The organism is Isoptericola sp. NPDC019571 (assembly GCF_044389385.1).
Taxonomy (GTDB): domain Bacteria; phylum Actinomycetota; class Actinomycetes; order Actinomycetales; family Cellulomonadaceae; genus Isoptericola; species Isoptericola nanjingensis.
The window spans coordinates 1-16,838 of record NZ_JBIRXZ010000008.1 but is presented as its reverse complement, the minus strand read 5'-3'; the positions used below and the strand labels follow the sequence as shown (position 1 = coordinate 16,838).

The window sequence follows — 16,838 nt, the reverse complement described above, 5'->3', positions numbered from 1 at the left end:
GCTGGTATATGCGCAGATCTGACATGCGCGCAGATCAGCGACTCCCGGAGGAATGACGTGACCCAGCACGACCCGACGACCGACACCACGGGCCCCGCCCGCGCCACGGTGCGCTACCGCGGGCGGCACCTGCCGATGGTCGCGGTCGTCGTCGCCGCGACCATCGCGACCGCCCTGGCGTACAGCGGCATGGTGCTCTTCGGCCTGGAGGTGGCGGGGATGTCCCCGGCCGAGGCGTACGCCCTCGCCGGCTTCCTCGAGGTCAGCCTCGTCGCCGTCGCCCTCATGGCGCGCAACGCCGCCCTCGAGGGGCGGCCGTACGGCGTGCTCCTCACCCTGACGTGGATCCTGTCGGGCACGTCCGGCATGTTCGCGGCGCTGCACGAGATCGCCGTGCCGGACGCGAGCACGCCGTACATGGTCGCGTTCCGGTTCGTGCCGCCGCTGGTCGCCGCCCTCATGTGGCACCTGGCGCTGGTGGGCGAGCGCCACCTCGTCACGGGGCACACGCTCGACGAGCGCCGCCGCGAGCACCGCGTGCACCAGTACGTCACCGCCCTCGAGCTGTGGCGCGACGCGCGCCTCGACAGCACCGGGAACCACGCGGGCATGCGCAAGGTGCGGACGGCGCACAGCCGCCAGCGGGCCGCCCGCGACGCCGCGCTGAAGCTGCTCACGGTCGAGGACTTCGAGCGGCGCATGCAGGTCTGGGTGGAGCGGCTCGAGGCCGCCGAGCGGCACGGCAACCGCCTCGACCTCATCGGCGCGAGCTCCGTCGAGCGTGGCGTCGCCCGCGGTGCGGCCGCCACGGGCCCGCGCGCGCTGCCGGCGCCCGCCGCACCGGCGCCGGAGCTCGTCGCGCCGTCGCCGGCGGCCCTGCGACAGCCAGCCCCCGAGCCGGTCGTCACGACGACGGCGGTGGAGGGCGGCGCGTTCGCCGACGACGCGTTCGCCGACGACCTCCAGGCGGCGCTCACGGGCGCGACGCCCGTCGTCGACGCGGCCGGGCGCCGGGACGACGCGGTGGACGACGCGGTGGACGACGCGGTGGTGCAGGCCTGGTTCGACGAAGTGGACGAGGACCTGGGGCCGGACCCGGCGGTCGAACCCGCCGTGCAGGGCCGTGGTGCCGAGGAGGGCGACGAGCCGGAGCCCCGGCCCGCCGACGTGGAGGTCGACAGCGGGCTCCCGGGCACGCGCGAGCCGCTGCCGGAGACGGGCCACACCCGCCGGGTCGAGGTGTTCGACCTGCTCCGGCAGGCGGACCCGGCGCTGGGCGGCGCGCTCGCCCAGCGGTCCGCGTTCCTCACGGCCCACGGCACCTCGCCGGACGGGGAGGCCACGGAGGACACGGCGGTCGACGTCCCGGTCGAGCCCGCCGCGCCGCAGGCGCCCGCGGCCACGGCGGAGGAGCCCGCGGCCGCGACGGCCGACGAGCAGCCCGACGACCGGGGCGACCGCGACCGCCGGATCGTCGAGCTCGCCGACGACGGGCTCACGCACCGGGAGATCGCCGAGCGCTTCGACGTGTCGCGCGCGACGGTGAGCCGCATCGTGAGGCGGCACGCCACCGTCTGAGCCCTGTCGGGCGACGGTCAGCGCAGCGCGGCCAGCATCGCGCCGACGGTCGCGGCGGCCAGCGCGATCAGCACCAGCGTGGGCAGGCGCTGCCGGAACGGTCGCCTCATCCTCGCCCCCGGTCCGGACCGCTGCGGTCCTCGTCGTCGTCCTGCTCGTCGTCCTGCCGGTCCTCGTCGTCGTCACGCTCGTCGTCCTGCTGGTCCTCGAGCTCGTCCTGCTCCTCGTCGCGCTGGTCCTCGAGCTCCTCGCGCTCGCTTTCGGACGGCGGACCGGAGGCGGAGAACCAGGCGAAGCCGCCGACGCCGGCGAGCAGCGCGACGGCGAGGCCCTCGACGACGTCGCGTCGCGACGGTCCCGGACCGTCCGGGGCGGGAGCGGCGGGGCCCGTCACGCGATGCCCCCGGTGAGGTACCAGAGCGCGGAGGTGGACCAGACGAGGGCGAGGAGCGCCACCACCGAGCCGCCGAGCAGGGGCAGCACGACGGGCGGCAGGCCGCGCACGCGCAGGGCGAGCATCTTGACCGTGAACGCGCCGTAGAACAGGCAGCCGGCGACGGAGTGCACCAGCGCCCGCGCGGGATCGTCCTCCAACCCGATCGACCAGACGCACGCGAAGGCGACCGGCAGCGTGAGGCCGAACGCGGCCACGCCGCTCCACCGGTGCAGCAGGCCGACCCAGCCCGGGGCCTCCCGGACGCCCGGCAGCCGGCCGTACATCGCCAGGGCGGAGGCGAGCTGGACCAGGAGGAGCGACACGGCGGCGGTGGACAGCCACGCCTTCATCGCCAGCATGTCGGTGAACCACAGGGTCAGCAGCGGGGCACCGTCGCCCGGGTGCGCGTCCGCGTACGCGCCGAGCGCGGCCGCCACGGCCACGCCGGCCACCGTCGCGGCGGCCAGGGCCCAGCGCCACGACGCGCGGGGGACCGCGGGGGACTCGCCCATGCGAGTCACAGTGCCCGGTCCGCCGGTTGTCGGCCACCGGACACGACGTTGCCCCCCCGGCCGCCCTGAGGTCGGACAGGCGGTTGACACCAGGGGGCGCGATCGCTCGCGATGACGGTGTCAACCGCCTGTTCGGCGTCAGCGGGGGCTCAGGCGCGGGCGAACGTCCCGGCGAACGCGGTCCAGGACTCGGGGGCGAGCCGCACGCGGGTCGTGCCGCCGGCGCCCGGCGTCGCGGCGGAGGCGACGTCGACCGTGGACCAGCAGGCCTCGGCGACCTTCGCGGCGTGCTCCGGGCCCTCGACGGCGGGCTCGTGGTCCGCCACCATCTGCCAGCCCTCGGTGAGGCCGAGCGCGGCGCCGACGTGGGCCAGCTCGACCTCGACCACCCGGTCGGACCGGTTGGTGAGGAACAGGCCGAGCGAGCCGTCGTCGTCCACCGTCGCGGCGGCGGTGACGACCGGCGCGGCGCCGTGCTGCGCGGTGTCGTACGTCGGCGCGTCCACGCGCACGTCGAGCGCCGTGCCGCGCGCGAGGCGCGACGTCGTCGCGAACGGGTGGAACGTGGGCTGGCGCCACGCCTCGCCGCCCGGCGCGGTCATGATCGGCGCGATGACGTTGACGAGCTGCGCGAGGCACGCGACGGGCACGCGGTCGGCGTGGTTGAGCAGGGTGACCATGAGGTCGCCCACCACGACGGCGTCGAGGCCGGAGTAGACGTCCTCGATGATGCGCGGGGCGTCGCGCTGGATCGGCAGGTTCTCCTCGCCGCCGAAGCGGGTGGTGTTGTACCAGACGTTCCACTCGTCGAAGCTGATGGTGATGGCCTTGTCGCTGCGCCGCTCTGCGCCGACGGCGTCCGCCGAGGCGACGACCCGGTCGATGAACCGGTCCATGGCGGTGCCCGACGCGAGGAAGGACGCGCGGTCGCCGTCGATCTCCTCGTAGTAGGCGTGCATGGAGATGTGGTCCACCAGGTCGTACGTGTACGACAGGACCGTGCGCTCCCACGCGCCGAACGTGGGCATCTGCATGGACGACGAACCGCACACGATCAGCGAGATCGACGGGTCGACGAGCTTCATCGCCTTGCCGGCCTCGGCGGCGAGCTTGCCGTACTCGTGAGCGTCCTTCTGGCCGATCTGCCACGGGCCGTCCATCTCGTTGCCGAGGCACCACAGCGTCACGCCGTAGGGCTTCTCACGGCCGTTGGCGATGCGCAGGTCGGCCCACCGGGTGCCGGCCTCGCCGTTGCAGTACTCGACCAGGGCGGCCGCGGCGTCGACGCCGCGGGTGCCGAGGTTGACCGCCATCATCGGCTCGACGCCCTCGCGCTCCGCCCACTGCAGGAACTCGTCGGTGCCGACGAGGTTCGGCTCGACGGTGCGCCAGGCGAGGTCGAGGAACGGCTTGCGCTGCTCGACCGGGCCGACGGCGTCCTCCCACACGTAGTTGGAGACGAAGTTGCCGCCGGGGTAGCGCACCATCGGCACGCCCAGCTCGTGGACCAGGTCCGCGACGTCGCGGCGGAAGCCGTGCTCGTCCGCGGCGGAGTGACCCGGCTCGTAGATGCCGGTGTACACGGCACGACCGAGGTGCTCGACGAACGAGCCGAACAGGCGGCGGTCGACGGCGCCGCGGCGGAAGTCGGGGTGCAGGGTGACGCGGGCGCCTGCGGTGGCGCCGGGGGCGTGGTCGGGAGCGGCGGGGGCGGGGCGGGCATCGGTGTGGGGAGCCGTCATGGGTCTCACGTTCCTCGTCGAAGTGGGCGATGGTGAAGCCACCGTGTACAACGATGTAGAGTCAACCACGGTCGCCGCGCGCGGCACCAATCGGCCCAGGAGGATCTGGGTCCGGACGACTCGAGGAGGAATCGGCATGCGCAGAGGCTTGCGACGCGCCGTGGCGGCGACGGCCGCCGGTCTGGCCGGCCTGTCGCTCGCGGCGTGCGCTCCCGGCGACGACGCCGGCCCGGCGGGCAACACGAGCTGCACCAACGAGATCACCAAGCCCGACGCCACGCGCGTCACCCTCTGGGCCTGGTACCCCGCCGTCGAGCAGATCGTGGACACGTTCAACGCCCAGCACGACGACGTCCAGATCTGCTGGACCAACGCGGGCCAGGGCGCCGACGAGTACGGCAAGTTCTCCACCGCCCTCGAGGCGGGCACCGGGGCGCCCGACGTCATCCAGCTCGAGTCCGAGATCCTGCCGACCTACACGATCCTCGACGGGCTCGCCGACCTCGCGCCGTACGGCGCCGCCGCCCTCGAGGACCAGTTCCCCGCCGGCGCCTGGTCGGACGTCTCGAGCGGCGGCTCGGTGTTCGCCGTCCCGGTCGACGGCGGCCCCGTGGGCATGCTGTACCGGGCCGACATCTTCTCGACGTACGGCGTCGAGCCGCCGACCACCTGGGACGAGTTCGCCCAGGCCGCGCAGGACCTGCGCGACGCCGGCTACGACGGCTACATCACCAATTACGCCACGAACGGCGGCGCCTTCAACTACGCGCTGTTCGCGCAGGCCGGCTGGGCGCCGTTCGCCTACGACCCGGCACGGCGCGACCAGATCGGCATCGACGTCGACACCCCCGAGGCGCGGCACGTCCTGTCCTACTGGGAGGACCTCATCGACCGCGGCCTCGTGTCCAGCGACGACGCGTTCACCAGCGACTACAACACGTCCCTGGTGGACGGCACCTACGCCGTCTACATCGCCGCCGCATGGGGCCCCGGCTACCTCGAGGGGCTGTCGGACGCCGACTCCGGCGCCGAGTGGAAGGCCGCGCCGCTGCCGCAGTGGGACCCGGCGAACCCGGTCCAGGTGAACCAGGGCGGCTCGGCGCTCGCGGTCACCTCCCAGGCCACGGACCCCGAGGCGGCCGCCACCGTCGCGATGGAGCTGTTCGACGACGAGGAGACGTGGAAGATCGGCGTCGAGGACGCCGGCCTGTTCCCGCTGTGGAACCTCGCGCTCGACGCGCCGTGGTTCACCGACCGCCGCTACCCGTTCTTCGGCGGCCAGCAGGTCAACCGGGACGTCTTCCTCGACGCGGCGGCCCAGTACCCGGGCTTCACGTTCAGCCCGTTCCAGGTGTACGCGTACGACCGCCAGACCATGGCCCTCTACGACATGGTCGAGGGCGACTCGACCGCCGCCGACGCGCTGGCGACCATCCAGGACAGCCTGGTGCGCTACGCCGAGCAGCAGGGGTTCACGGTCCGATGACGCGCACAGGATCGACAAGCGCAGGGTCGACAAGCACCGCACCGATAGGAGGGGGCTCCGTGATGACCTCGACGACTTCCGCCGCGCCGGCGACGGCGCAGCGCGCCCGCCCCGCGGGCGGACGACGCGGGCAGAGCCTGCTCGACACGAAGCGGCAGTGGTGGGGCTGGCTGTTCCTCGCCCCGTTCACGGTCGTGTTCGTGCTGTTCCTGCTGGTGCCGCTCGGGTACGCCTTCTGGCTCGGCCTGCACACCAAGGGCATCGCGACCGGGGGCGAGAGCGTCTTCACCGGCGTGGCCAACTACGTGCGCGTGTTCACCGACGCGGACTTCCTGTCCGGCATGGCGCGGGTGGGCCGGTTCGTGCTCGTCATGGTGCCGATCCAGATCGGCCTCGCCGTGGCGATCGCGCTCGTGCTCGACACGCTGGCCACCCGCCTGTCGAAGGCGTCGCGGCTGCTCGTCTTCGTGCCGTACGCCATCCCCGCCGTCATCGGTGCGCTGATGTGGGGATTCCTGTACAGCCCGCGGTTCGGCCCCGCGAACGACGTCTTCGGGCTCTTCGGCCTGGCCGCGCCCGACTTCCTCAGCCGCGACCTCGTCTTCGGCTCGCTGGTCAACATCGTGACCTGGCAGTGGGTGGGCTACTACATGATCATCGTCTACGCCGCGCTGCGGGCGATCGACCCGTCGGTGTACGAGGCGGCCAGGCTCGACGGCGCCGGGAACCGGGCGATCGCGTTCCGGATCAAGATCCCGATGATCGCGTCGTCGATGGTGATGATCGTGGTGTTCGCGCTCATCGGCACCCTGCAGTTCTTCACCGAGCCGACGGTGCTGCGGTCGGTCGCGCAGGGCGCGATCCCCACCACCTACACCCCGAACATGTACGCGTACTCGATGGCGTTCTCCTACAGCCAGTTCAACTACGCCTCCACGATCGCGTTCGCGCTCGGGATCCTCGTGTTCATCGGGTCGTACGTGTTCCTGTACGCCACCCGCAAGCAGAGCGGACTGAAGTGATGACGACGACGGCGACGCAGCAGACCCTCTCGCGCCGGCCGCGACAGCGCCGGATCGGCTCCCACGTGTTCCTGCTCCTCGCGGTGCTCTACTTCGTCGTGCCGCTGTGGTGGCTCGTCGTCGGGTCCACGAAGTCGAACAGCGGCCTGTTCGTGGGCTCCGGCGGCGCCCTGTGGTTCAACGACGAGTTCGCGCTGTGGGACAACGTGAAGCAGCTGTTCACGTACCAGGGCGGCATCTACTGGACGTGGATGCGCAACTCGTTCGTGTACGCGATCGTCGGCGGCGTGGGGTCCACGGTGCTCGCCGTGCTGGCCGGGTACGCCCTGGCCAAGTACCGGTTCCGCGGCCGCAACCTCTACTTCTCCATGCTGCTGGGCTCCGTGATGGTGCCGCTCACGGCGCTGACCATCCCCACGTTCGTGCTGCTCAGCCAGCTCGGCATGATCAACACGATGTGGGCCGTGATCCTGCCGTCGCTGCTCAGCCCGATCGGCGTCTACCTCGTGCGCGTGTACGCCGTCGACGCCATCCCGGACGAGATGCTCGACGCCGGCCGGGTCGACGGCGCGGGGGAGCTGCGCCTGTTCTTCCGCGTCGCGCTGCCGCTGCTGCGGCCGGCGTTCGTCACGGTCCTGCTGCTGACGACCGTCGCGACGTGGAACAACTTCTTCCTCCCGCTGGCCGTGCTGCGCGACCCGCAGCTGCTGCCCGTCACGGTGGGCATCAACCAGTGGCAGGCGCTGTCGAACGCGGGGGCGGGCGGCGAGCAGGTGTGGAACCTCATCACCACCGGCGCGCTCGTGTCGATCCTGCCCCTGATCGTGGCGTTCCTCGCCCTGCAGAAGTACTGGCAGGGCGGCCTGTCCCTCGGGTCGATCAAGTGACGCCCGTCGCCGCGCCGGCCGGGGCGGGGCCCGTGGGCGGTGCGCTGCCCGCGGCGCGCACCCGCCCGCTGCCCGCCGGGGCGGCGCGGCTCGAGCCGTCCGGGCTCCTCGGACGGTGGCAGGAGCGCAACGCCGCCGCGACGGTCCCGCACTGCCTCGGGGCGTTGGAGACGTCGGGGGCCCTCGACAACCTGCGCCGCCTGCTCGACCCTGCCGACCCCGAGCACCACGACGGCCCGTACCGCGGCTTCAACTTCGCCGACTCGGACGTGCACAAGACGCTCGAGGCGGTCGCGTGGGAGTCGGCACGCTCCGGTGCCCCGCGGCACGAGGACGAGGTGCGGCGCGTCGTCGGCCTGCTGCGCCGGGTCCAGGCGCCGTCCGGCTACCTGGACTCGCACGTGCTCGGCGGGGCGGCGGCGTCCGCCGAGCCGTACGCCGACCTGCGCTGGGGGCACGAGCTGTACGTGCTGGGCCACCTGGTGCAGGCGGGCGTCGCGCGGGCGCGTGCCACCGGCCGGGACGACCTTCTCGACGTCGCGACGGCGTGGGCGGACGACGTCGTGTCCCGCCTGGACGAGGGCGAGGAGCTCGTGTGCGGGCACCCGGAGGTCGAGTCGGCGTTCGTGGAGCTCTACCGCGAGACGGGTGACCCGGCGTACCGCGAGGCCGCCCGCCGGATGCTCGACCTGCGCGGGTACGGCCGCCTCGGCTCCGGCCCGTTCGAGCCCGCCTACCACCAGGACGCGACGCCGGTGCGCGCCGCGGACGAGGTGGCCGGGCACGCCGTCCGGCAGCTCTACCTGCTGGCCGGCGTCGTCGACCTCTACCTCGAGACCGGGGAGGACGCGCTGCTCGCGGCCGCCGCGCGGCAGTGGGACGACGCGCACGGGCGACGCACGCACGTCACCGGCGGGATGGGCTCGCGACACAAGGACGAGTCCTTCGGCGACCCCTTCGAGCTGCCGCCCGACCGCGCGTACGCCGAGTCGTGCGCCGGGGTGGCGAGCGTGCTGTGGGACTGGCGGATGCTGCTCGCCACGGGCGAGGCGCGGTACGCGGACTCGCTCGAGCACGCTCTGCTCAACGTGGTCGCGGCGGCCACGTCGACGGACGGCACGGCCTTCTTCTACTCGAACCCGCTGCAGGTGCGCACCGGCCACGACGGGGCGGACGAGTACCAGGCGTCCGGCCGGCGCGGCTGGTTCGCCTGCGCGTGCTGCCCGCCCAACCTGGCGCGGCTGGTCGCGTCGCTGCACACCATGGTCGCCAGCCGGGACGCCGACGACGGCGCGCTCGCCGTGCACCTGTACGCCGACGCCGACCTCGAGGACGGGGACGGGTCGCGCGTGCGGATCCGGACCGGCTACCCGTGGGACGGAGACGTCGTCCTCACCGCGGACGCCCCGTCGCCGGTGCCGCTCGCGCTGCGGCTGCCCGGCTGGGCGGACGCCGCGCGCACCCGGCTGGAGGTGGACGGTGCCGCCGTCGACGTCGCCGCGGTGCTCGACGCCCGCGGCTACCTGCGGGTCGGGGCCGGCGCGCGCCGCGTGCGGCTGAGCCTGCCGATGGAGCCGCGCGCGCTCGCCGCGCACCCGCACGTCGACGCCGTGCGGGGCTGCGTCGCCCTGGCCCGCGGTCCCCTGGTGCACTGCCTGGAGCAGGTCGACCACGGGGTCGCCCTCGAGGACGTGACGCTCGACCTCGCCGCCGGCCTCGAGGTGGGGCCGGCGGACGACGTCCTGGGCGTCGGGGCGACGCTGGTCGGCTCCGGGCGCGCGACGTCGTCCGCGGGGGTCCCGCTCTACCGCGCCGTGGACGGCGCCGTGGAGGGCGACGCGCCCGTCGCCCCCGTGGACCTGCAGGTCCGGGCCGTGCCCTACGCTGTGTGGGGCAATCGAGGAGAGGGTCCGATGCGCGTCTGGGTCCCGGCCGCGGCATCGGCGCGGCCCGGCGACCGAGGGCGGTCGGGAAGGTGAGCGGCATGCGCGTGACCATGCACGACGTGGCCCAGCGGGCCGGCGTGTCGATCAAGACGGTGTCGAACGTCGTGAACGGGTACCCGCACATCCGGCCCGAGACGCGCCGGCGCGTCGAGGAGGCGATCGAGCACCTCGGGTACCGCCTCAACACCACGGCGCGCAACCTGCGCACGCAGCGCACGGACATGATCACGCTCGCCGTGCCGGAGCTGCGGCTGCCGTACTTCGCCGAGCTCGCGGACTCCGTGATCCGCTCGGCCGAGGAGCAGGGCCTCACCGTGCTCATCGAGCAGACCGGGTCGGTGCGCGAGCGCGAGATCGAGCTGCTCGACGGCCGCCGACGCCACCTCACGGACGGCGTGATCTTCTCGCCGCTGGCGCTCGGGCAGGACGACGTCGGGCTGTTCGAGGTCGACTTCCCGCTGGTGGTGCTGGGCGAGCGCGTCTTCGACGCCCCGGCCGACCACGTGACGATGAACAACGTGGCCGCGGCGCGCGCCGCCACGCTGCACCTCGCGTCGCTGGGCCGGACGCGGATCGCGGTCGTCGGCGCGCACGAGGGCGAGCTGGTCGGCTCCGCCGCCCTGCGGACCGAGGGCTACCGGCAGGGTCTGGCGGCCGCCGGGCTCCCGTACGACCCTGCGCTGGTCTCCGAGGCCGGGCTGTGGCACCGCTCGACCGGGTCGGAGTCGATGGCGCGGCTGCTCGACTCCGGCGTCGAGATCGACGCCGTCTTCGCCCTCAACGACGCGATGGCCCTGGGCGCGCTGCACGCGCTGCACGCCCGCCGGATCGAGGTGCCGGGCGACGTCGCGCTGATCGGCTTCGACGACGTCGACGACGTGCGGTACTCCGTGCCTACCCTCAGCTCCGTGGACCCGGGGCGCGAGCAGATCGCCCGCACGGCGGTGGACCTGCTCGTCGAGCGGATCGCCGGTGGCGACGAGCGTCCGTTCCGCCGGGTGATCCCCGACTCGCGCGTCGTGGGCCGGGAGTCCACCGGTGACGCCGCGGAGGGGATGGAGAAGGTGGTGGCCGTCCAGCCCGGCGGCAACGAGGAGATCGTGTCGCCGGTCAGCGCGACGGCGTGACGACCGACGGCATCTCCCGCGGTGCCGGCATCTCCCGCAGGCCGCGCAGCGGGCTGCGCAGCGCGCTGAGGCAGGCGGCGCAGTGCACCGCCGCCATGAGCAGCACGGTCTCGCGCACGCCGAGCACCTCGCCCAGGGCGCCCGCGGCGAGCCCGGCGAGCGGCATCGTGCCGAAGTTGACGAACTGGCTGGTCGTGACGACGCGACCCATCAGGGGCTGCGGCACGTAGCGCTGCCGCCACGCCCCGCGCAGCACGTTCCCGGAGACCACCGCGAGCCCGACCAGGAAGAGGCCGGCGACGGTCCACGCGACCTGCGCGCCGCCGCCCCCGAGGCCCACCAGGAGCGCGGGCGGCCCGCCGGCGACGATGAGCAGCACCGTGGCGCGGGCGCTGCCGAGGTGCCGGCTGAGCCAGGTGGCCACGGTCGCGCCGAGCAGCCCGCCGCACGCGCCGACGGTCATCACGACACCCAGTGCGGACGGGCCGAGGCCGACGGTGTCCACGAGGAACAGCACGAGCAGCGCGGTGTACCCGGTGAGGCCGAAGTTGGAGATCCCGCCCACGACGACGAACCAGCGCAGGTAGCGGTCGGAGGCCACGAACGCCACGCCCTCGCGGATACGCACCCGCAGCGGCGCCTGGGGCGGTCGCTCCGGCTGCCGCTCCGGCCGGACGCGCCAGAGGCAGAAGGCCGAGACGAGGAAGCTCGCCGCGTCCAGGGCCAGCCCGGCGGCGGCGCCGAGCGCCTGCGCCGTCGCGCCGCCGATCCCCGGCCCCGCCACCTGCATGCCCGACTCCGTGCCGAGCAGGCGCGCGTTCGCGGCCTCGAGCTGCTCGTCGGGCACGACCTGGGGGAGGAAGACGGTGTACGCGGTGCGGAAGAAGACGGTGCTGACGCCCGCGGCGAGCGCGGCGCCGACGAGGTGCGGCAGGGTCAGCGCGTCGAGCGCGGCGGCGACGGGGACGCCGCCGACGGCGACGGCGGCCACCAGGTCGGCCACGATCATCACGGCCCGTGCCGGGAGCCGGTCGATCCACGCGCCGGCGGGCAGGCCGATGACGAGCCACGGCAGCCACGCCGCCGCCGTGAGCAGGCCGACCACCGCGGCCCCGGCGTCGAGCTCGAGCACCGCGACGAGGGGGAGCAGCACCGACGTGGTGGCGTTGCCCAGCACGCTGACGCCCTCGCCCACCCAGAGCCGCCGGAAGCCGCGGTTGCGCGCGAGCGGGACGACGGCGGCGTCGGCCGTGGCGGCGGTCATGGCTGGGCGGGGAACCCGCGGCCGAAGACGAGCACGGGCTCGCGCTCGACGCCGTCGTCCGGGCGCGGGCGCTCGGCCCAGCGCACGAGGACGGCCGTGATCTCCTCGCCGAGCGCGGCGAGCTCCTCCGGAGACAGGTGCACCCACGTCTCGGTCGCGAACGCGGCGCCGTCCCACTCGGGCGCCGACCCGGCGTTGGCCTGCCACTCCCGGACCCGGTCGAACTGGCGCTGGAGGTGGAGCGCCTCGGCGGCCTGCGCGGCGGTCACGGCGGCGGCGTCCGCGGCGAACTCCTGACGCGACCAGCGGAGCCGTGGCGCGACGAGGCGCCACCAGCGCTCGCGTCGGTCGCGGGCGAGCTCGGGGGCCTCAGCGACGAGGCCGGCGTCGTGCAGCACCTTGAGGTGGTGGCTGGCGCTGCCGACGGCCTGCCCCGTGCGGCGCGCGAGCGTGGACGCGGTGGAGGGGCCGTCGACCTTGAGCGCGTCCATGAGGCGGGCCCGGTAGGGGTGGGCGAGGGCGGCGAGCGCCTTCGCCTCGGTGACGGTGCGCACGCCCTGCTGCGGGTCGGGTGCGCCGTCCTGCGGCGTGCCCTCGGGAGGGATGGGTGGGTGCGTCATCCCGCCACCGTAGACCCACAAGAGGTGTTGTACAAGAGTTCTTGTGAAACTCGGTCAGGCCGCGGGGCCCCCCGAGACCTGGGCGTCGATCCGGTCGAGCCGGTCGGCGGCGAGGCGGCCGGTGGCCCACAGCCAGAAGCCGGGGCCGACCAGCACGGCCAGGAGCGGCAGCGCCCAGGCGGCGGCGAGCAGGGCCGCGGCCACCACGAGGACCGCGAGCGACGTCGCCGGGCCGAGCAGGGGGAGCAGCAGCAGGAGCCGCCAGGTCGCCACGGGCCCGCTCGCGTACCGCGCCACCACCACCGGCCAGCAGGCGAGGACGACGGCGACCCACGCCCCGACGGCCAGCAGGCCCCCGGTGAGGACCGCGCGACCGGGTCCGCCGAGGAGGCCCGAGCCGCCGAGCAGGCCCAGCGCCGCGCCGTCGAGCCACAGCAGCCCGGCGACCGCCCAGACGGGCGCGAAGAGCGCGGCGGTGCGGCCGAACCCGTCGCGCCACGTGCGCCAGAACGTCCGCCACGGCGCGGGCTCCGCCGTCATCCGGGCGACGACGACGCCGCCCGCGCGCAGCGCCGGGCCGAGGCCGAGCAGCACGCCCCCGGCGAGGGTGCCCAGCACCACCATGGCGGAGACCTCGACGAGGAGCGTCGCCCAGCGCAGCGCGAGCATCACGCCGCCCGCCCAGCCGGGCACCTCCGCCTCGGCGACGGCGGCGCGCACGGCGCCCTCCGCAGGTCCGGTGGGTGCCGGTGCGGGGGCCGTCACGGGAGCCTCGTCGCGAGGGTGACGCGACCCGTGTCGTCGAGCGCCTCGAGGCACAGGGTGGCGCGGCCGCGCACGCCGTCCCATGCCGGGTGCACGACGGCGGAGACGGCCGCGCCGTCGGGGGCGGTCCAGGCGAAGCGTCCTCCGCCCAGGGCGCGCACCGCGGTCCGGGCCTCCAGCGGCCCGACGACGCCGTCCTGCACGTGCCTCGGGTCGGTGCCCGGCGTGAGGCGCTCCCACGTGCCGTCGAGGACGGCCGCGTCGGCCGGCCAGCGCGAGACGTCGTCCACCTCCCGTGCGGCGCCGGCCCAGGGCTGCGGGGCGACGAGCGGCCAGCCGTCGTGCGTCCACACCAGCCGCCGCACCTGGAGCCGGTGCTCGGTGGGAGCGTCGGCGTCGCGGACGTGGTGCACCAGGAGCTGGCGCACGTGCGAGCCCGCCTCGGGGGCCGCGGCGGGCACCCGCTCGGTGAGCACGGACGCGTGGCCGGGCGCGAGGATCCCCGGGCCTCCGGCGAGCCGGTGCCCGGACAGCACGGGCACGCCGACGGCCCACGGGTCGGCGTCGACGTCGGTCATGAGGCGGCCGGCGCGGTCGCGGTAGGGGCCGGGGACGGCGTCGCCCACGGCCGCCCGGAGGTGATAGCTGCCCCCGAGCGAGTCGTAGGAGACGAGCAGCGCCCAGCCGCCGCCGGGCCGGGGGAGCACGTACGCCCCCTCGACCGCGCCGTCGGCCGCCCGCGCCCGGTGCGCCAGGAGGCGGCCCGGCGCGGCGTGCAGCTCGCCCGGCGCGGGCGCGAACCCGTCGGCCACGAACCCGGTCGCGGCGTCGAGGGGGAGCGCGTGGATCCCGCCGAAGAACGACCCGTACACGAGCCACTGCGTCCCGTCCGCCTCGGTCACGACGTTGGCGTCGATGGCGTTGGGGTGGCCGAGCCCCGCGGGCGGGTCGGCGTGGTCGCTCGACACGACGACACCGCGGTCGGTCCACGGGCCCGCCGGGTGCGGCGCCTCGGCCAGGCCGATCGCCGACCGGCGCGAGCCGAACGTCGAGGCCGAGTAGTACATGCGCCAGGTGCTGCCCGCCGGGGTGCCGACCCGCACGACCTCGGGCGCCCACAGGCCCTCGGCGCCCGACCACGCCGCCGCGGGCGCGGGCACGCCCGGCAGCGCCCAGCCGTGGAAGTCCCAGGTCACGAGGTCCGTCGAGCGGCGCACCTGCACGCCCCCGCGCACGGGGCCGTCGGAGCGCGCGTCCGTGGAGAAGAGCCAGTAGACGCCGTCGTCGTCCCGCACGGCGGTGGGGTCGTGCACGTGGCGGCCGCGCCAGGCCGCGGTGTCGAGGGCGGTGTCCGTCGGGGTGTCCGTCGTGGTGTCCGTCATCGTCAACCCTTCGTGCCGGTGAGGGCGACGGACTCGATGATCTGCCGCTGGAAGATCAGGAAGACCACGAGGATGGGCAGCACGGCGACGACGGACGCGGCCATGATCAGCGGGTAGTCGCGCTGGGTCGCGTACTGGACGTTCATGTTCGCGATGACCACCTGCAGCGTCTGCTTCTCGGGGGTGTTCAGGTACAGGATCGGCGCCAGGTAGTCGTTCCAGACCGCCATGAACCACAGGATGAACTGGGCGGCGACGGCGGGCCGGATGATCGGCATGATCATGCGCCAGAAGATCTGCCAGTAGGAGGCGCCGTCGATCTTGGCCGCCTCGACGAGGGAGTCCGGCACGCTCGACAGGTACTGGCGCAGGAAGAAGATCATCACGATGTTGCCGAAGATCGCCGGCACGATCAGGGGCCACAGCGTGTCCACCCAGCCGATCTTCGAGAACATCACGAACTGCGGGATCATGATCGTCGGGAACGGGATCATGATGCCGGTGAGAAGGCCGATGAAGATCGCGTTCTTGAACGGCATCCGCATCTTGGCGAGGGCGAACGCCGCCAGCGAGCAGGTGAACGTCCCGATCACCGTGACGCTCAGCGACACGACGAGGCTGTTCTTGATGCCGTCGAGGACGTAGGAGTCCGTCCACATGCGGACGTAGGTGTCCCACTGGGGGACCTCCGGGATCCACACCGGGGGCAGGGCGAAGACCTCGAGCTTCGTCTTCAGGGACGTGGAGAGCATCCACACGAGCGGGGCGATCATGAAGACCGCACCCGCCGCGAGGACGACCCACACGATCGTGTCGGTGAGGCGCGAGCGTGCCGAGCGGCCGAGGCGCGTGCCCGTCGGGGCGCCGGTCGTGGTGGCGGTCGTGGGAGCGGGCGTCGTGGTGGTCATGGTGTCTCCCTGGCCTCAGTCGACGACGAAGCCGGCGTTGCGCCGGTTCAGTCGGAACTGGATGAGCGTGATGACGAGGATGAGGAGCCCGAGCACCACCGACATCGCCGTGGCGTAGCCCATCTGCTGGTACCGGAACGCCTGGAGCCAGATGTGGTAGACGACGGAGGCCGTGGAGTACTCCGGCCCGCCGGTGGGCGTCATGATCTGGATCTCGATGAAGATCATCGCGCCGCCGATGACCTGCGTGACGATGAGGAAGAACGTCACCGGCTGCACCATCGGCAGCGTGATGGAGCGGAACTTCTGCCAGCCGCCGGCGCCGTCGAGCTCGGCGGCCTCGTAGAGGGAGCGGGGCACGGACTGGATCGCGGCCAGGTACAGCAGCATCGAGTACCCGAGCCCCTTCCAGACCGCCATCATGATGATCGCGGGCTTGGCCCAGACCGGGTCGGCCAGCCAGTTCGGGCCGTCGATCCCGAAGAGCCCCAGGAACTGGTTCACCAGGCCGAAGTCGCCGTTGTAGGCCCACTGCCACAGGATCGCGATCGCGGCGATGGACGAGATCACGGGGACGTAGTAGATGGCCCGGAACGCCGCGCGACCGAAGATCTTCCGGTTCATCATCACGGCGAGCGCGAGCGAGATCGCCAGCCCGATCGGGATGCCGATCATGTAGAAGAACGTGTTGAACAAGGTCTGGCGGAACCGCTCGTCACCCAGCAGGGCGACGTAGTTGTCGAGCCCGATGAACTGCATCGGCCCCAGCCCGTTCCACCGGGTCAGCGACGCGTACAGCGCGAAGAGCGTGGGGTAGAGGATGAAGAGCAGGTAGCCGAGCACGGGCGCCGCGACGAACAGCAGCGCCCACCTCTTCTCGGTGCGGTGGAGCCGCGAGGTCCCGCCGCGTCGTGGCGGCGCGGGGGCGGGGTCCGGCGCCGGGGGGCGGGTGCCGGCCGTGGCCGGCGTGGCGGTGGACGTCATCGCAGACTCCTTCGTCCAGGTACGTGCGAGGGGGACGTGCGGGGGCGGTGCGGTGGGGGGGGCCGCGGGGGGGGGGGGGGCCCCCCCCCCCCGGCGGGGGCGCGCGGCCGCGGGGGGGGGCCCCCCAGGGTGAGGAAACCGACCGGGGGTGCGCCCGGAGCGGGGGCCCCCCGCCGGCA

At 73.9% G+C, this 16,838-nt stretch carries 15 protein-coding genes; 6 read left to right on the top strand and 9 right to left on the bottom strand.

Going from position 1 to position 16,838, the window contains the following annotated elements; all coding sequences use genetic code 11:
• The first annotated feature begins 57 nt into the window (after positions 1 to 57).
• On the top strand, positions 58 to 1,578 hold the full coding sequence (locus ACH443_RS14490) for a helix-turn-helix domain-containing protein (protein WP_430590705.1): 1,521 nt from the start codon (positions 58 to 60) through the stop codon (positions 1,576 to 1,578).
• A 106-nt stretch (positions 1,579 to 1,684) separates the two neighbouring features.
• Here ACH443_RS14490 and ACH443_RS14485 read toward each other — a convergent pair whose 3' ends face one another.
• The 3 genes from ACH443_RS14485 to ACH443_RS14475 all read right to left on the bottom strand — a co-directional run bounded on the left by ACH443_RS14485 (position 1,685) and on the right by ACH443_RS14475 (position 4,268).
• Positions 1,685 to 1,972, bottom strand: coding sequence for a hypothetical protein (locus ACH443_RS14485; RefSeq protein ID WP_429766257.1), 288 nt, complete (start codon positions 1,970 to 1,972; stop codon positions 1,685 to 1,687).
• On the bottom strand, positions 1,969 to 2,526 hold the full coding sequence (locus ACH443_RS14480; protein WP_430557539.1) for a DUF6529 family protein: 558 nt from the start codon (positions 2,524 to 2,526) through the stop codon (positions 1,969 to 1,971). Before ACH443_RS14480 ends, ACH443_RS14485 begins: the two co-directional genes overlap by 4 nt.
• 149 nt (positions 2,527 to 2,675) lie before the next feature.
• A complete protein-coding gene (locus tag ACH443_RS14475; protein WP_430557538.1) occupies positions 2,676 to 4,268 on the bottom strand; it encodes an alpha-N-arabinofuranosidase in 1,593 nt (530 codons plus the stop codon).
• 136 nt (positions 4,269 to 4,404) lie between these two features.
• Between ACH443_RS14475 and ACH443_RS14470 the strand changes: the two genes are divergently transcribed.
• From ACH443_RS14470 to ACH443_RS14450, 5 genes are all read left to right on the top strand, one after another.
• Positions 4,405 to 5,754 (top strand): ABC transporter substrate-binding protein, encoded by a 1,350-nt coding sequence (locus tag ACH443_RS14470; protein WP_430557537.1) that lies wholly within the window; start codon positions 4,405 to 4,407, stop codon positions 5,752 to 5,754.
• Between the two features lie 62 nt (positions 5,755 to 5,816).
• The gene (locus tag ACH443_RS14465; protein ID WP_430590704.1) at positions 5,817 to 6,776 is read left to right on the top strand and encodes a carbohydrate ABC transporter permease; all 960 of its coding nucleotides are present in this window, start codon (positions 5,817 to 5,819) and stop codon (positions 6,774 to 6,776) included.
• Entirely contained in the window at positions 6,776 to 7,663 is an 888-nt protein-coding gene (locus ACH443_RS14460; RefSeq protein WP_429766263.1) for a carbohydrate ABC transporter permease, read from the top strand. Before ACH443_RS14465 ends, ACH443_RS14460 begins: the two co-directional genes overlap by 1 nt.
• Positions 7,660 to 9,642 (top strand): glycoside hydrolase family 127 protein, encoded by a 1,983-nt coding sequence (locus ACH443_RS14455; protein WP_430557536.1) that lies wholly within the window; start codon positions 7,660 to 7,662, stop codon positions 9,640 to 9,642. The genes ACH443_RS14460 and ACH443_RS14455 overlap by 4 nt, the downstream gene beginning before the upstream one ends.
• A gap of 5 nt (positions 9,643 to 9,647) precedes the next feature.
• Positions 9,648 to 10,736: a LacI family DNA-binding transcriptional regulator gene (locus tag ACH443_RS14450; protein WP_429766266.1), complete on the top strand. Its 1,089-nt coding sequence runs from the start codon at positions 9,648 to 9,650 to the stop codon at positions 10,734 to 10,736.
• On the opposite strand, the gene ACH443_RS14445 is transcribed toward ACH443_RS14450, so the two are convergent.
• Genes ACH443_RS14445 through ACH443_RS14420 form a run of 6 tightly spaced genes read right to left on the bottom strand, consistent with a single transcriptional unit; the run spans position 10,720 to position 16,659 of the window.
• Positions 10,720 to 12,000, bottom strand: a complete 1,281-nt coding sequence (locus tag ACH443_RS14445) for an MFS transporter (protein ID WP_430590703.1) — start codon at positions 11,998 to 12,000, stop codon at positions 10,720 to 10,722. The two genes, ACH443_RS14450 and ACH443_RS14445, sit on opposite strands and share 17 nt — an antisense overlap.
• Positions 11,997 to 12,620: an ArsR/SmtB family transcription factor gene (locus tag ACH443_RS14440; protein ID WP_429766269.1), complete on the bottom strand. Its 624-nt coding sequence runs from the start codon at positions 12,618 to 12,620 to the stop codon at positions 11,997 to 11,999. Before ACH443_RS14440 ends, ACH443_RS14445 begins: the two co-directional genes overlap by 4 nt.
• Positions 12,621 to 12,674: 54 nt before the next feature.
• Positions 12,675 to 13,385, bottom strand: a complete 711-nt coding sequence (locus ACH443_RS14435; RefSeq protein WP_430590702.1) for a DUF624 domain-containing protein — start codon at positions 13,383 to 13,385, stop codon at positions 12,675 to 12,677.
• Positions 13,382 to 14,767: an arabinan endo-1,5-alpha-L-arabinosidase gene (locus ACH443_RS14430; protein ID WP_430590701.1), complete on the bottom strand. Its 1,386-nt coding sequence runs from the start codon at positions 14,765 to 14,767 to the stop codon at positions 13,382 to 13,384. Before ACH443_RS14430 ends, ACH443_RS14435 begins: the two co-directional genes overlap by 4 nt.
• Before the next feature lie 2 nt (positions 14,768 to 14,769).
• Positions 14,770 to 15,675, bottom strand: coding sequence for a carbohydrate ABC transporter permease (locus ACH443_RS14425; protein WP_430555248.1), 906 nt, complete (start codon positions 15,673 to 15,675; stop codon positions 14,770 to 14,772).
• Positions 15,676 to 15,690: 15 nt separating this feature from the next.
• On the bottom strand, positions 15,691 to 16,659 hold the full coding sequence (locus tag ACH443_RS14420) for a carbohydrate ABC transporter permease (protein ID WP_429766276.1): 969 nt from the start codon (positions 16,657 to 16,659) through the stop codon (positions 15,691 to 15,693).
• Between the last annotated feature and the right edge of the window lie 179 nt (positions 16,660 to 16,838).